11 protein-coding genes, 1 pseudogene and 1 CRISPR repeat array (1 of these 13 cut by a window edge) are annotated in these 15,105 nt (G+C 47.3%); of the genes and pseudogenes, 3 read left to right on the top strand and 9 right to left on the bottom strand.

What is annotated here, in order from left to right:
* Positions 1–1,931: a CRISPR direct-repeat array (repeat unit 47 nt; unit sequence GTTGTTCCAGATACCAAAGGTACAAACTTTTGAGAGCCAATCACAAC) (it extends 1,037 nt beyond the left edge of the window).
* A 13-nt stretch (positions 1,932–1,944) separates the two neighbouring features.
* Both PSM36_RS05935 and PSM36_RS05940 read right to left on the bottom strand, forming a co-directional pair.
* Positions 1,945–2,355, bottom strand: a complete 411-nt coding sequence (locus PSM36_RS05935) for a hypothetical protein (RefSeq protein ID WP_076929704.1) — start codon at positions 2,353–2,355, stop codon at positions 1,945–1,947.
* A 24-nt stretch (positions 2,356–2,379) separates the two neighbouring features.
* Positions 2,380–2,607, bottom strand: coding sequence for a type II toxin-antitoxin system HicA family toxin (locus PSM36_RS05940; protein WP_317042237.1), 228 nt, complete (start codon positions 2,605–2,607; stop codon positions 2,380–2,382).
* A gap of 65 nt (positions 2,608–2,672) precedes the next feature.
* Between PSM36_RS05940 and PSM36_RS05945 the strand changes: the two genes are divergently transcribed.
* The gene (locus tag PSM36_RS05945; RefSeq protein ID WP_076929706.1) at positions 2,673–3,626 is read left to right on the top strand and encodes an IS1595 family transposase; all 954 of its coding nucleotides are present in this window, start codon (positions 2,673–2,675) and stop codon (positions 3,624–3,626) included.
* A 164-nt stretch (positions 3,627–3,790) separates the two neighbouring features.
* On the opposite strand, the gene PSM36_RS05950 is transcribed toward PSM36_RS05945, so the two are convergent.
* From PSM36_RS05950 to PSM36_RS05965, 4 genes are read right to left on the bottom strand one after another with little or no spacing between them, the layout of a single operon-like run.
* The gene (locus PSM36_RS05950) at positions 3,791–4,720 is read right to left on the bottom strand and encodes a glycoside hydrolase family 130 protein (RefSeq protein ID WP_076929708.1); all 930 of its coding nucleotides are present in this window, start codon (positions 4,718–4,720) and stop codon (positions 3,791–3,793) included.
* A 4-nt stretch (positions 4,721–4,724) separates the two neighbouring features.
* On the bottom strand, positions 4,725–5,738 hold the full coding sequence (locus PSM36_RS05955; RefSeq protein WP_076929710.1) for a glycosyltransferase family 4 protein: 1,014 nt from the start codon (positions 5,736–5,738) through the stop codon (positions 4,725–4,727).
* Positions 5,739–5,743: 5 nt separating this feature from the next.
* Complete coding sequence (locus PSM36_RS05960; protein WP_083710951.1) at positions 5,744–7,192, bottom strand: glycoside hydrolase family 130 protein; 1,449 nt, start codon at positions 7,190–7,192, stop codon at positions 5,744–5,746.
* A complete protein-coding gene (locus PSM36_RS05965) occupies positions 7,189–9,420 on the bottom strand; it encodes a glycosyltransferase family 4 protein (RefSeq protein ID WP_076929712.1) in 2,232 nt (743 codons plus the stop codon). The genes PSM36_RS05960 and PSM36_RS05965 overlap by 4 nt, the downstream gene beginning before the upstream one ends.
* 630 nt (positions 9,421–10,050) lie before the next feature.
* Here PSM36_RS05965 and PSM36_RS05970 point away from each other — a divergent pair.
* Positions 10,051–11,004 (top strand): IS1595 family transposase, encoded by a 954-nt coding sequence (locus PSM36_RS05970; protein WP_076929714.1) that lies wholly within the window; start codon positions 10,051–10,053, stop codon positions 11,002–11,004.
* Between the two features lie 317 nt (positions 11,005–11,321).
* Here the strand turns inward: PSM36_RS05970 and PSM36_RS05975 are convergent, their stop codons facing one another.
* From PSM36_RS05975 to PSM36_RS17720, 3 genes and pseudogenes are all read right to left on the bottom strand, one after another.
* Positions 11,322–13,217: an IS1634 family transposase gene (locus PSM36_RS05975; protein WP_076929716.1), complete on the bottom strand. Its 1,896-nt coding sequence runs from the start codon at positions 13,215–13,217 to the stop codon at positions 11,322–11,324.
* A gap of 122 nt (positions 13,218–13,339) precedes the next feature.
* Positions 13,340–13,681 carry a helix-turn-helix domain-containing protein gene (locus PSM36_RS17860; protein ID WP_394333052.1) on the bottom strand — a complete coding sequence of 114 codons (342 nt, stop codon included), beginning with the start codon at positions 13,679–13,681 and terminating at the stop codon, positions 13,340–13,342.
* 33 nt (positions 13,682–13,714) lie between these two features.
* Positions 13,715–13,990, bottom strand: a pseudogene (locus PSM36_RS17720) (type II toxin-antitoxin system HigB family toxin); the annotation flags it as partial.
* A 446-nt stretch (positions 13,991–14,436) separates the two neighbouring features.
* Here PSM36_RS17720 and PSM36_RS05990 point away from each other — a divergent pair.
* Positions 14,437–14,988, top strand: coding sequence for an RNA polymerase sigma-70 factor (locus PSM36_RS05990; RefSeq protein WP_076929723.1), 552 nt, complete (start codon positions 14,437–14,439; stop codon positions 14,986–14,988).
* Positions 14,989–15,105: the final 117 nt, after the last annotated feature.

The following is a 15,105-nucleotide window of genomic DNA, read 5'->3' on the forward strand; positions in this document are numbered from 1 at the left end:
ATCACAACCGAAAGCCGCATTATGAAATACAATATCTAGTTGTTCCAGATACCAAAGGTACAAACTTTTGAGAGCCAATCACAACGATTAAGTCTACGTAATTTCTCTTCAAGAGGTTGTTCCAGATACCAAAGGTACAAACTTTTGAGAGCCAATCACAACGTTTGCGCTTGTGGTCAGGAATCTGAAACTGTTGTTCCAGATACCAAAGGTACAAACTTTTGAGAGCCAATCACAACAGTATCCAGAAAGTGATGCAAGCATGGACGGTTGTTCCAGATACCAAAGGTACAAACTTTTGAGAGCCAATCACAACTTCTTCAACCCTGTTGAGTTGTGCCTGGAGGTTGTTCCAGATACCAAAGGTACAAACTTTTGAGAGCCAATCACAACGTTATGGATCATTGGCGTTTATCGTCGGCAGTTGTTCCAGATACCAAAGGTACAAACTTTTGAGAGCCAATCACAACATAGTCCACAGAGTAAACAACGACTTCATAGTTGTTCCAGATACCAAAGGTACAAACTTTTGAGAGCCAATCACAACAGCACATAGCGGAAATTGCATCGGCAATTAGTTGTTCCAGATACCAAAGGTACAAACTTTTGAGAGCCAATCACAACAATGGGGCGGGGTTTGACGAACAGACAAAAGTTGTTCCAGATACCAAAGGTACAAACTTTTGAGAGCCAATCACAACAAATCTGCACAAATCCTGACGGGAAACTGGGTTGTTCCAGATACCAAAGGTACAAACTTTTGAGAGCCAATCACAACATAATTGTGGTTGTGGCATTGTCTGCTTTGGTTGTTCCAGATACCAAAGGTACAAACTTTTGAGAGCCAATCACAACAGTTGCTTTACAACGAAGGATGTGAACACTGTTGTTCCAGATACCAAAGGTACAAACTTTTGAGAGCCAATCACAACTACTTATCCCCATTCGACAACCAGAAAAACGTTGTTCCAGATACCAAAGGTACAAACTTTTGAGAGCCAATCACAACTGAAACATCTTACGTCCATCCGCAGAATAAGTTGTTCCAGATACCAAAGGTACAAACTTTTGAGAGCCAATCACAACTCCCTTTAGCTATGTTTGATTTTTCATTATGTTGTTCCAGATACCAAAGGTACAAACTTTTGAGAGCCAATCACAACCGGATTGGATTAAGTCAGGGGATCGCAGGTGTTGTTCCAGATACCAAAGGTACAAACTTTTGAGAGCCAATCACAACAGATAAGCAGTTTTCGTTAGCCATTGTTGAGTTGTTCCAGATACCAAAGGTACAAACTTTTGAGAGCCAATCACAACCGACCTGAAGGCCATCTCCCAACTCCAAGCGTTGTTCCAGATACCAAAGGTACAAACTTTTGAGAGCCAATCACAACATGCCACATCATATACTCCAATCCGTCATCGTTGTTCCAGATACCAAAGGTACAAACTTTTGAGAGCCAATCACAACAGGAGCGTTATCTGGAAATGCAGACACAGCGTTGTTCCAGATACCAAAGGTACAAACTTTTGAGAGCCAATCACAACCATTGATGGTGCGGAGGAATAACCGCCACGTTGTTCCAGATACCAAAGGTACAAACTTTTGAGAGCCAATCACAACGGCTGTGTTTAATACGTTTAATCGTTCTTCGTTGTTCCAGATACCAAAGGTACAAACTTTTGAGAGCCAATCACAACTGCTTCCGGCCATTCGCCCCAGTCACCCTAGTTGTTCCAGATACCAAAGGTACAAACTTTTGAGAGCCAATCACAACGACACAACCGAACGACCTTTACTGCATCAGTTGTTCCAGATACCAAAGGTACAAACTTTTGAGAGCCAATCACAACTTATTATGACACCGTTGCTGGTATGCAGGTGTTGTTCCAGATACCAAAGGTACAAACTTTTGAGAGCCAATCACAACTATCTTTACATCATTAAAATAACACAACGGATGAAAATTCCTTACCTAATTTATGGAACCCTTCTATGATTTTCTCACGTTGCTTTTGTCTGGGTTTGCGATATCCGGTAGCATAATGTCCCAACTGGCGTTCATTGATGCCAGTTATCCGGGAGAGTGCCGAGCGGGTAAGAATGCCATCAAAATATTGCAAGAGAGCCGAAATCTCCATTCTAAACTCAATCTCATACCCATTTTTTACCCAGTCAGGTGCAGGCTCATTACCTTCCAAGTGACCCTCTTTAGAGAATTCGAGGGATTCAATAATAGCCTCTTTAAGACCCTCAAATGTTTTATGAGTGACCACTACCACTTCGTCCGGCAGTTCAACCAAGGCACTATAATTATGTTCAGCATATCCAATTCTGGCGATGAGTTTTTCCATTTTGTCGTTATTTTATGCAGGAGACTATCTCCACCCTGCCTGTTTCCAAATACTATTTAAAAGAAATTGATCCAATACCTCGTTAGGTTTTCCGTTTACAGTCACTGTCCCCTTTTTTACGTTATGCTTAAATTGCCTGTGACTTCCCTTTTTCCTTGCGACATACCAGCCATCTTCCAATAATAAATCTATATGATTATCCGCAGTTATTCCTAAAGAATTTAGCGGGAAAAAGTTATAAATAAGTTTCAAAAATACTTATACAATTCACTGATATTCATTATATTTACATCGATAACGATATAAAGATTCAAGCTATGAATATCCTGGATTTTGCTATAAATTACCCCGATGAGGAATCCTGTCGGAAAAAATTCAAAGAACAAAGAGACCAAATGGGAGTAACCTGTCGGCATTGCAATTGTAAAGAACATTATTGGCTGGAAAACAAGCAGGCCTATGAATGCAAGCGTTGTCGCGCACGCCAAACCTTGCGTTCAGGCACCGTCATGCAGCACTCCAACCTGCCTTACCGTTACTGGTTCGTGGCCATGCACCTGCTCACGGCGACCAAGGGCTCCTTTTCCGCGGCGGAGCTGCAGCGCCAGCTGGGGCACAAGCGTTACCAGCCCATATGGGAAATGGTCAATAAACTGCGTGACGTGATGGGCAAACGCGATGATGAGTACACCCTTGAGGGAGCCATCGAGTTGGACGACGCCTTCTTTTCCACCGAAATATCCCTTCAAGAGAGGGACAAACCGTTGAAGCGCGGCCGCGGGAGCCAAAAAAAGACCAAAGTGCTGGTAATGGCTGAAAGCAAAACCGTTGAAAACCCCAAACCGGGTAAGAAACCCAAGAAGGTCAGATACCTGAAGATGAAAGTCATCAACGACTTGAAAGCCGGTACAATTACAAGGAATGTCAAAGAGCACGTTGAAAGCACGGCGGACCTGACCACCGATGACTCAACTTCTTACACTAAATTGAAAGAGCATGTCCATTCACATACGGCATCCGTTATTCCACACGAGGATCTTTCCAATGTGCTGCCCTGGGTCCATACCGCGATCAGCAATGCCAAACGACAGCTCTTGGGCGTGTATTACAAGATAAAACCGGAATACTTGCAATATTATCTCAACCAGTTCTGTTATAAATTCAACAGGCGTTACTTCGGGGAAAACCAGTTTGAAAGACTGTTGATAGCCGCTGTAACGTATGCTCCTGATTTCAAGTCAAGAATTTACAATAGGAACTATTGCGGATAATCATTTTAATTTTTTAAAACTTCCGCTATTGCGTCAATTGATGTTGCTATTTAACATTTTCGTTAAGCAATACGAACAGAAGACAAGTTTACTTGGATTATGTCGTTGCGAGAAAATGTTTAATGTAAATGAACAATTTACCCGGCAAAAGGTTTAACGCGCGCCTACATCGGTTTTCGGCCGCGGTGCAGGCATAGGTCCAGCAACTCGGCGATGGAGGCTTCGCCGGCGCACATCACCGTGTCGGCTCCTCCCCAGTAAACCCGGATAGTATCGTCCCCTGTCTTTAGCGCGCCGCACGTGAATACCACGTTGTGGACATAGCCGGTAATCTCGTGGGGCTCCTCGGGCTGCAGTATCCAGTCGTCACCCACGCCAATCACGCGAGAGGGGTCTTCCAAGTCGTGCAATGCCGCCCCCAATCGATACACGCTTCCGTCCATGGTGGGAAAAACGCCGTGGTAGATATTCAACCACCCTTCATCGGTCTTTACGGGTGGAGCTCCGGGGCCGATCTTCATCTCGTCCCAGTGGTATTTTTCCGGCTTCATGATCACTTTCGAGTCGCCCCAGTACCGCAGGTCGGGCGAGTAGCTGATCCATAGGGACCACGGGCTGATCTCGGAGTGGGGCCGATCCAGCCGGGCATACAGGCCGTTGAACTTCTCGGGGAAGATGACCGTGTTGCGGTAGTCTGCCTGGGTGATGAGCGAGACACGCTCTACCTCCTTCCAGTCCCGGGTTTTAGCCAGCCCGATCCGGACCCCGTGTCGCGAGTAGGCGGAGTAGGTGATTAAGAACTCCCCGTCGATAAAGGTGATCCGCGGGTCTTCCACCCCGTACTCCTCGTACTCGGCAAATGGTTCCTCCCGCGCGGGAACCATGAACGGCTCAGGGTCTACCGTGAACCGGTAGCCGTCGCTGCTACGCGCCAGCCCGAGGATGCTCCTCCCGTTCATCCGGTGAGACCGGAACAGCATGATATACTCTTCGTTGAAACGGGTAACCCCCGCGTTGTGCACGGTGGCAACCGGGTAGGGCACCTGCTCGCGGGTGAGGATGGGGTTGCCCGGGTATCGTTTTATAATCGACATAACGTTATTGGTTTAGCATTGTTTTATACACGTCAATGTAGCGGCGAGCCATCACCTCCTTGGTGAAGTGCTGCTCCACGTTTTCCCGGCAAGAATGCCGGTTGATGTTCGTCACGTTCCGCACCTGTTCGATGGCTTCTTCCACGTTTTGCGCGAGGTAACCATTCCTCCCGTTAACGATCAACTCCGGCATGCTTCCCTTGTTGAAGGCAACCACGGGCGTGCCACACGCCATCGCTTCCACCACCGAGAGCCCGAACGGCTCGCTGAAGGAGATCGGGTGGAGCAGCACGCGGGCATTGCCCAACAATTGGTCGCGCCGGTCGGCACCCACGCTGCCGATATATTCTACCTTACCCTCTTCGAGGAACGGCTTCACGTGCCGGTCAAAATACCCTTGATCCTGGATGATGCCGGCGATGACAAGCCGGGTATCCAATGCTTTGGCAATCTGCACTGCCTCCCGGGTTCCCTTGTCGGGATGAATGCGCCCGTAATAGAGCAGGTAGTCGCCCGCCGGGTCTGGATTGAACGTGAAGTTGCCGGTATCGATCCCGTGGTATACCGTGGCGATGTAATCGAGCTCGGGCGACCGGTCAGCATCGCTTATCGAGACATAGCGGGTATGTGGGTTGTACTTCTTGTATACAGGAAGGATGCGCGGGGACGAGAAACCATGGATGGTGGTGACCACCGGCGTCTTCACCAGCCCCGAGTAGGTGAGGGGTAAAAAATCGAACTGGTTATGGATGATGTCGAACTCGTCGGCACGCTCGAAACATTCCGAGATATGCAGGCATTCCCACACCTTGGGGTCAATCGCGCGATCTTCCTCGTAGCCCCGGGGAGTTACCGCGGTCAACTTGCCTTGGGTGATTGAATCGCCCGTGGCGAATAGGGTGACGTCCACCCCGTTTTTTACCAGCTCCTCGGTGAGGAGCGACGTTACCAGCTCCCATGGCCCGTAGTGCACCGGGGGTGTCCGCCAGGCGATCGGGGAGAGCATTGCAATTTTCATCTTGTTTATTTTATTTCAATCATTTTATCCATTAATTCATCCACGCTGACCGTGGCAAAGGTGGTAACCACGTCCGCGATGGCATAGGGGAGTATCAGCGTGCGGTTTACCACCATCGCGCCGCACGTGTAGATCACGTTGGGCACGTAGCCCGACCGTTCCTCCTTCGCCGGGGTGAGCAGCGGTTCCTTGAGCCGCCTCGTCACCACGCGGGGATCCTCCTTATCCAGCAACACCGCGCCGAGGGAATAGGTCCGGACTGGTCCCACGCCGTGGGTCAATACCAGCCACCCTTCATCAATCTCGATGGGCGAACCACAGTTCCCGATCTGGATCAGTTCCCAGTCGTAGGTGGGCTTCAACAATGGCTGGTAATCGTACCAGAAGTAGAGGTTGTCGGATTTCATGATATAGAGCGACTCGTTGTCTTGGCGCCCCAGCATCATGTAGTGTCCGTTCACCTTGCGGGGAAAGAGCGCCATCCCCTTGTTCTTTACGGCCGGCCCGCTCAGGGTGGAGACCTTGAACTCTTTGAAGTCCTCGGTCTCCAGCATCTCCGGCATGATGGTCTTCCCGTTGTAGGCGGTAAAGGTCGCGTAATAGACCTTGCTGCCATCGTCTCGCGTGAACTGCACGAAGCGGGCATCTTCCAAGCCGTTGCTTTGCGAGGGCGACGCCGGGTAGATAGCCCGCTCGGTGATGTCGTCGGACGTGAAGTGGAGCGTGAAATTCGAGAGCACCAGTGTCTGCACGTTGTTCAACGAAACCTGCAGTTCTTCCCGGCTGGTGAACGTGTTCCCGCGCACGATCTTGTGCATGGCCACGGTGAGGTCTTCAAACGAGAACTCGTCGGGCAGCATATCAAACAACGGCCGGTTCAAGTTGGTGAGGATGCCCAGCTCGTGGGACTTCTTCAGGACCACCTCCCTATCGTAAAGATGCTCCGTTCGCTCCGGCTCGTGAATCACGGGGGAGTTATCGGCAAGCGTAATATTATACCGGGCATCCACCTCTCCTTCCATGAAGGTGATGGAAGAGATGTGCCCCTCGCCGATGGCCCGCAGGCTGATGATAAACCGCAAGGCTCCCTCCTTGTCCTGCACGGGATGCGGAACGATGGAAGGATTAAACAGCGCGGTCGATTCCAGCGAGTATTGCTGGGTGAAGAAGGCACCGATGAACTGCTTATCCTCGTCCGTCATCTCCAGATTGGTAGGTATCCGGTGCTTGACGTGTTCGTAATGCCTCCTGAAAATATTCTTTGTCATTTCCAGCGGCACTTCGATCCGGTCGTAGATGCTTTCGAGGATACGGTTTCGATCTTCCTTCGACGTGGAGAAGACGCGGAACAGGATGTGCTCCACCTGGGAATCGCTGCTTGGCACGAAAGGACGGACGAGCGTCCGTCGCGACGAAGGCAGGATTTTAATGGGTAATCGGTTCATTTGAATCATACAAGTAACCTGTTTTTATTGCGTAGATAGAATGAAATATCCAAAAGTGAAATGAGCCACGACAAGGTGGATTCGGCGCCTTGGTTCAGGTTCACCCCCTGGGGGTGGATCCCGTCGCGACAGCCGCCCGTCGCGAAATCATACACCGGCTGAGAACTGTCGTTCTCGCCGGTAAACCAGTGAAAAGCCTTGAGGGCATAATCGGCATACATGCTGTCGTTGGTGAACTCTTCGGCCTGGAGGCAGGCGTCGATCATGCCGTGCGCCTCGAGGGGCTGCTGGTCGTACCGGGCCTTATGTTCGGGGGTGAGCCACCCCTCGTTGCCAATCGGGGAGAAGATGCCGTCCGTGAACTGTTGCTCGATAAGCCAATCCAGGATTCTCAATCCCCGGTGTATCATCGCGTCGTCTTTCAGGTACATCCCCGCGAAGAGCATCGCGTGGGGGATGCGGCTGTTGGCGTACGATACTTTACCTTCGAACCAAGGCCACTTGTTCGCTATCGTCTCGTTAAAGAACGAGAAAAGTTTTCCCGACAAGCTTCGGACGCGCTCCATTACCCGGGGATCACCGTGTACCTTGCTATGATGCACCAGCCCCAGAAGAGCGTACGAGATAGACCGGGGATGCGTGAGCTCCTCCGCGCTCCCGAGCGCTTGCATGAACAGGTGGTTGGAATGATGGTGAAAATTGCACACGTTGGTATACGCTGCCGTGTATCCCAGTGCCCATATAGCCCTACCAATGCTGTCTTCCGATCCCTCTTTCTCGAGCCATTGGCGCTCGTAGTTCATGAAATTACGAAACTTCCCGTTTTGGGCGTTGTACGCGTAATCAAGGAACGATAGGTAGATACTGGTGAGCTGGTTCACCTCGTCCACGTTCTGCACCTCGTTTTGAAGCATCACCGCAAGCAACAATGCCCGCGCGTTGTCGTCGGTACAGTAGCCATGGCTCCGATCGGGCACGTTGTATTTCGCGTGCTGCAAGATACCGGTGTAATCGGTGAGCGCGTGCAGGTGATCCAGCTTGATCGGAGGGATGGCGTACGGCGTATCACCCGGCTCATCGCCTTCCTCGAGAGCAGGGACTCCCACTTCCGCGATCATTTTATCCAGCAGGTCGTAATACTGTTTTCCAATATTCGGCCAGTAGCACTCTTTGGCCAGGTCGTACGCGTTTCGCCCAATGGCCTGTCGCTTCGCCTCGTCGCCCAGCAACTCGTTAACGCGGCGACTCAGCTGGGGGGAGTCCTTGAAATCGAAGAGCATGCCCCGGTTGTCTGCCAGCATCTCCTCCGCGTACCAGAAAGGAGTGGATATAATGGGCTTGCCCGCGCCCATGGTATAGATGAGCGTACCCGACGAGATCTGCTTCTTCCCCAAGTAGGGGATCACGTAGATATCGCACATCTTCAGGTAGCTAAAAAGTTCCTCGTTGCTCACGAAACGATTGACAAACAGCACGTTCTTCTCTAGCTTCAGCTTGTTGACCAATCGAAATAGCGAATGGCGATAATCTTCCCCCTCGTGCTTTATCACGTGCGGGTGCGTGGCTCCCAACACGATATAGACCACGTCGGGATGCTTCTTCACCACCTCCGGCAACGCGTTAATAACCACCTCGATGGATTTATTCCGTGAAAGCAGCCCGAAAGTAAGCAGTACCTTTTTTCCCGTTACGCCCAGTTTCATTTTTAATCTTTCGGTATCTACCTCACCGATCGGGTGCACCCCGTGATGGATATGCACGCACTTGGATTCAGGGATCCCGTACACGGAAGCGAGCAGTTCGATTCCTTTATGCGATATGCTGACGAGCTTTTGCGAGAGGCGGGCCAGCTCGGTCACCACGTGGCGTTGGTTCTCCGTGGGATCGTCCACGATGGTGTGCAGGGTAGTCACCACGGGCATCCGCAATCGCTTGAGCAGTTGAAGGATGTGGATACCGTCGGTGCCACCAAAAATGCCGAACTCGTGTTGCAGGATCACCGCATCGTAGTTATTCGAGTTCAGGTACTCCGCGGCGTTGATGTACGATGCCATCACGTTTTGCTCAACCTCGAACACCACCTTGGCGGGGTAATCGTAGCGGTTTAACCCGTCGTTCATCGCCACCACCACGGCGTCGATGCCGTTCTCCTTCATTCCGTCATTCAAATCCTTTGTAAAAGTGGCAATACCACATTTACGGGGAGGATAGTTCCCAATCAACGCGATCTTATTCATATTTTTTGGCTAAAAAAGTTACACGATAACCCGCCGTCACCATAGACCACGGATTATACCTAATTAAACATTCTAAATTGATTTGATTTCGTTAAAAAACCACAAAGATTCAATAAACTTAGACTATTTCTGCGCAATGGCATCCCTCGAACAAGTTCGGTGCTGCTCATATTGCTTAACAGAACAGTTCATATTGTAATAAGCGATCACCAATATAAGGAAAAAAGCCGACAAAAACAAACCAATTCCTCTTCTGCTCGCGGCCGGTAGTATCGCGAACACGTTCATCGCCTACTTTTTTTCATACCGGGCCATTGCGCGGTTTCTATATTTTTTCTACCTTTGTGTCCTAATATCATAAGATATCAACTATTCTGTCAAGCCAAAATAACGAGTAAGCGAGTGCAGCGTCAAGCTTGCTTGAACATTGCTGAGCATGAGTTATTTATCCAAATGAGCAGAGCCAAGCTTGCTTGAGCTATGCCATGGCGAAGAATAGTCTAATATGATTATCCGCAGTTATTCCTAAAGAATTTAGCGGGAAAAAGTTATAAATAAGTTTCAAAAATACTTGTTCAATTCACTGATATTCATTATATTTACATCGCTAACGATATAAAGATTCAAGCTATGAATATCCTGGATTTTGCTATAAATTACCCCGATGAGGAATCCTGTTGGAAAAAATTCAAAGAACAAAGAGACCAAATGGGAGTAACCTGTCGGCATTGCAATTGTAAAGAACATTATTGGCTGGAAAACAAGCAGACCTATGAATGCAAGCGTTGTCGCGCACGCCAAACCTTGCGTTCAGGCACCGTCATGCAGCACTCCAACCTGCCTTACCGTTACTGGTTCGTGGCCATGCACCTGCTCACGGCGACCAAGGGCTCCTTTTCCGCGGCGGAGCTGCAGCGCCAGCTGGGGCACAAGCGTTACCAGCCCATATGGGAAATGGTCAATAAACTGCGTGACGTGATGGGCAAACGCGATGATGAGTACACCCTTGAGGGAGCCATCGAGTTGGACGACGCCTTCTTTTCCACCGAAATATCCCTTCAAGAGAGGGACAAACCGTTGAAGCGCGGCCGCGGGAGCCAAAAAAAGACCAAAGTGCTGGTAATGGCTGAAAGCAAAACCGTTGAAAACCCCAAACCGGGTAAGAAACCCAAGAAGGTCAGATACCTGAAGATGAAAGTCATCAACGACTTGAAAGCCGGTACAATTACAAGGAATGTCAAAGAGCACGTTGAAAGCACGGCGGACCTGACCACCGATGACTCAACTTCTTACACTAAATTGAAAGAGCATGTCCATTCACATACGGCATCCGTTATTCCACACGAGGATCTTTCCAATGTGCTGCCCTGGGTCCATACCGCGATCAGCAATGCCAAACGACAGCTCTTGGGCGTGTATTACAAGATAAAACCGGAATACTTGCAATATTATCTCAACCAGTTCTGTTATAAATTCAACAGGCGTTACTTCGGGGAAAACCAGTTTGAAAGACTGTTGATAGCCGCTGTAACGTATGCTCCTGATTTCAAGTCAAGAATTTACAATAGGAACTATTGCGGATAATCATTTTAATCTATCACGTCTTTTACTTTGTATTTTTTCATATATCGTTGCAATTACTTATTGCTCGATACTTCAAAAGTAGTAAAAATACTATTATTGTCATCGTATAAAACCGGGTTATTTTTATCAAAAATCTCCGATTTATATATTCTTAACGAGAAAAATTACTAATCGATTAATAAACGCCCGACTTCGAATAAGCAGGTCTGGATACGCCCAAAACGACATTGGCGCTGATATTCAGTTTTTCGCATATTATTCGGGCAATCTTAACCCAACTTTCACTTACATTTCCACGCAATCCTGTCCAGAATGAGTCAGGACGATCCCCTTGGCGGTGACTGTGACCTACATATTTTTATTTTCTTGAACGGCGCCTGTTTCATCTTTAGGATGGAGTATATCCTCTCCGCTTGCTTTGTCGGCCGACTGCATTGTCTCAGTTCCACCTTCTCACCCAGGGCATTGACGGCTTCTGTAGTCACCAATTTCTGCGTAGACATGCGGCGAACAATCTCTGTCCAATAAGCGTTTTCTCCCGATTGCTTGAGTTGAAAGCGTATCGTATTGACAATCCAATAAGAAAGTAGTCCGAAGAATAAATGCGCATCACTGCGTTCATCCTTTTGATGATAGATGGGTCGTAGATTGAGATCCGTTTTTAGCTGCCGGTTGGTGCATTCTATCTCACGAATCAAATTATAATACTCCCAGGTCGTCTGTTCGCCAAAAGTCCGTACGTTGGTTCTCAGGAAATAGACTCCCGTGTTTTTGTCTATTGCGGTAATATCCTTGATCGTCCAGTTTACTTTTTGCATTTCAGCTGGTTTCCTCTCATTGCACAGGTACGTTATTTGATAATGTCGCGCGATGGAGGGATAACGCTCAATGGCTCTGCCGACTCGTTCAACTACTTTTTCGTAACGTTTGGTACCTCCTTTCCTTGTAATGGCCTCGTTGATTTTCTCCATCTCACCTTCAAAGCGTTCTTTCCATTGACGGTTCATGGAGGCTTCCGTCATTGCTTTTGAGGGAGAGGTGATCTCCAGATAATAATCCTCTTCAGGCCGGGTCTGCACTTCCCGCAAGGTAATCTCCTGTTTTCTGGTGTCATGTACGGTTACCGTCCGGTGATCCTTCGAGAGGCTGTAGTCTTTTAACCGTGTGCGGGATACGCAAAGATAATTGTATCCTTTTTCTTTTATGCCTTGCAGGTTCTCTTCGGTGGAGATGCCTGCATCGATTACAACCAAGGTCTTTTTACTGGTGACGGAGGTTTTGACAGCCAACTTGTCAATCATACCGGGAAGTGATTTGGGGTCTGAGGTATTGCCTGCAAGAATAGAGGAATAACGGATAAATCCCTCCCTGTTTATGCACAAGGCCAATACCAGTAATCGACAGTCGTTGCGCTTCTCCTTGCTGCGTCCGAAACGCGCTTTGCGACTTCCTGCTTTACGGCCTTCAAAATAGAAGTTGGTCAGGTCAAAAAGCACGATACGATTATCTATATTGAACAGGTTATCCGTCCTTTGGCAAAGATGTCGTTCCAATTTATCTTTGATCCCATAAAGACGATCCGGCATTTGGTAGAGTGCATTGATGCCCGGAGTCCAATCCGGAGTACCTGAATAAAGTTCGCAAGCAGCGGAATTCTCCTTCATGACACGGTGTGTAGCCCATTCCGATGGACTATAAACGGTTCGGACAATCAGATGGGAGAGAGCGGCATGAATGGCGTTTTCATTCCAGCCCTGGCCTCTTAGAAAATCTTCCAGCCCCAGGCGGTCAATGGTTTGTTTGCAAAGCCATTCCGCGCCGATGTTACGGGCATCGGTATGTTCTACTGTATCCAAATCTATATACCTTTCGGACTCTTCTTTGGATTGGTTCTCTTTTTGGTTGAACCGGTCGATCCCTCCTTCGGCAAGCATGCGTTGCCAGTATCGTTCGGCAAAGAGGCGCTCTTCGTGAGAAAGTCCATCCTTATTTTCCGGGAAAAGAGATCCATGATGCCGGTGTTGAAAACGCATAGTCAAGGCACGTGCAATACGTTTGACCTGGAGAGGCTTCAGGCATGGTTCAAAACCGATATTCAGTACAATCAGGGAATGCACATGTCCGCGCACATCTCGATAAGACTCCTTCAGTCGATAGTAAGGAGCTTCCTGTCCCGTGGCGGAATTGAAACGTAGTTGTACATTCACGTGCATGAGACAAAAATACAACAAGACTTGCATTCAAAAGTGTCCTACAATCCGGATTTGACATACTTCCGAAAAATACGATCGCTGAATATCAAATGGCTATCACATCAAAGGAGCATAAAACAGGCTCATTTTTTATCAAAAATAATTTTGAGGGTGAAAGTTGGGTTAAGGCTGGGCTCTTTGCCTGACAGATATTCGGTAATACGTGAGGGACTTACCCCCAGCAACTTCGCCAGTTCCGCCTGATTGATGTTCATTTCATACATCCGGAGCCTGATTGCTTCAGACAATTGTGGTAGCGCTATCGGATAGTGCTTGCGGTCGTATTCCTCAATCAATGTCGAAAGGAAATCAAGTTCCACAGCTTCGGGTATAGAGTTATAGTTATCATCGGTAACTATGTCCAATAGCTGGTCTATTCTTTTAGTGATGGTTTGATATTCCCTGTCGTTAGTAATTGCTTTCATTGCTTGTTGCTTTTTTAAGGATTGAACATCCGTGATTTTATCATACTCGGCATGAGTTCCTATAAACCGTATATAAACGTGTTTCGGCACAAATAGCACAATGGCTATCAGGCGATAGGAGTTTCCTTTTATGTTGAAAACATATCGGTGGTTCTCGACAGCGTCCACGCTGTTGAATGTGGCTTTCATATCGGAAAAATTGTTCCATTCAGACTCTTCCGTTTTTGAGAACCAATCTTCCAATGCTGTTTTGGCATCGGGGTGCTTGTGGTAATATTGTGCCAGCGTACGGTATCTGAAGATTCTCATACTCTGTCCATTTTATTAGTCAAAGATAAACATAAGATACCAAATCGAAAAATGAAATACCAGAATAAGGAATTTTCTTGTGTTTTTATCCCTATGTGTAAACTGATGATTGGCCATGATGTCATAAGTTGTGATTTTAAGGAATTGAAATACAAAATCGGTGTAAGCGTTTTCTTATTTTCATAATATTTTTGCATCTTTGCAAAAATATGTTCGATTACATCAGTCGTTTTCAAGTTTATTGCACTATTTCTACGCTTGACATAGTCAAAACAAGTTTTGCCTCTGTGCTCGCTTATCGAAATAGTTCTCGTAACGATATAATCCAAGTGAACTTGTCTGCTGTTTGTATTGCTTAACAAAATAGTCCTGTTTTGATATCCTGATAATAATCTATGAGATCTATCCCCTAGGGGAACTCTCTTTTTGCATGTGAGTATTTTTACATGGATAAACAACTTGAAATAGAATGCCTGACAAATCTTTCTGAGGGAGACCATCGGTCGTACGAATTATTATTTCTAGTATATCACCCTAAGATTTATCATTTTTTATGTGGTTTTATAAAAAATGAAGAGGAGGCGTATGATATGACGCAGGAGATATTTTATAAAGTATGGATGAACCGTGAAATGATGAGAGAAATCAAATCGTTTAAAGCATATTTATTTACCATGGCAAGGCACATGATTTATAATCACTACGAACATAATCTTGTAAAGGAAAAATATACCCTCAGCCAGTTGGATCGGCCCGAGACGTATGAGCCGGAACAGGATATGTTTGCCAAAGACCTTTCTCTATTAATCGATCTGGTGATTTCACAAATGCCGGAACAGCGTCAGCGAGTATTTAAGATGAGCCGAAAAGACGGCTTTTCAAGTGATGAAATTGCCTCCCGTCTTAATATCAATAAACGAACGGTAGAGAACCATATTTCCAATGCGTTGAGCGATTTGAGAAAAGCGCTTCAGCATGTTTCTTTTTTATTTTTTTGAAAAATGTACATTGGCCTGTGCGTACTTCCCGATTTTCCTGTCTACCTTAATATAGAGAATGAATCCGGCATGATTGAAATGATCTTTCAATAGTCGGTATAAAGAATATAATAGTAT

The sequence above is a fragment of the Proteiniphilum saccharofermentans genome, assembly GCF_900095135.1.
In the GTDB taxonomy this organism is placed as follows: Bacteria; Bacteroidota; Bacteroidia; order Bacteroidales; family Dysgonomonadaceae; genus Proteiniphilum; species Proteiniphilum saccharofermentans.

Bases quoted from the DNA above. Each gene is read 5' to 3' on its own strand.
- PSM36_RS05975 (WP_076929716.1), bottom strand. From the start codon at position 13,217: ATGCACGTGAATGTACAACTACGTTTCAATTCCGCCACGGGACAGGAA.
- PSM36_RS05935 (WP_076929704.1), bottom strand. From the start codon at position 2,355: ATGGAAAAACTCATCGCCAGAATTGGATATGCTGAACATAATTATAGT.
- PSM36_RS17860 (WP_394333052.1), bottom strand. From the start codon at position 13,681: ATGAAAGCAATTACTAACGACAGGGAATATCAAACCATCACTAAAAGA.
- PSM36_RS05970 (WP_076929714.1), top strand. From the start codon at position 10,051: ATGAATATCCTGGATTTTGCTATAAATTACCCCGATGAGGAATCCTGT.
- PSM36_RS05960 (WP_083710951.1), bottom strand. From the start codon at position 7,192: ATGATTCAAATGAACCGATTACCCATTAAAATCCTGCCTTCGTCGCGA.
- PSM36_RS05950 (WP_076929708.1), bottom strand. From the start codon at position 4,720: ATGTCGATTATAAAACGATACCCGGGCAACCCCATCCTCACCCGCGAG.
- PSM36_RS05965 (WP_076929712.1), bottom strand. From the start codon at position 9,420: ATGAATAAGATCGCGTTGATTGGGAACTATCCTCCCCGTAAATGTGGT.
- PSM36_RS05945 (WP_076929706.1), top strand. From the start codon at position 2,673: ATGAATATCCTGGATTTTGCTATAAATTACCCCGATGAGGAATCCTGT.
- PSM36_RS05955 (WP_076929710.1), bottom strand. From the start codon at position 5,738: ATGAAAATTGCAATGCTCTCCCCGATCGCCTGGCGGACACCCCCGGTG.
- PSM36_RS05990 (WP_076929723.1), top strand. From the start codon at position 14,437: ATGGATAAACAACTTGAAATAGAATGCCTGACAAATCTTTCTGAGGGA.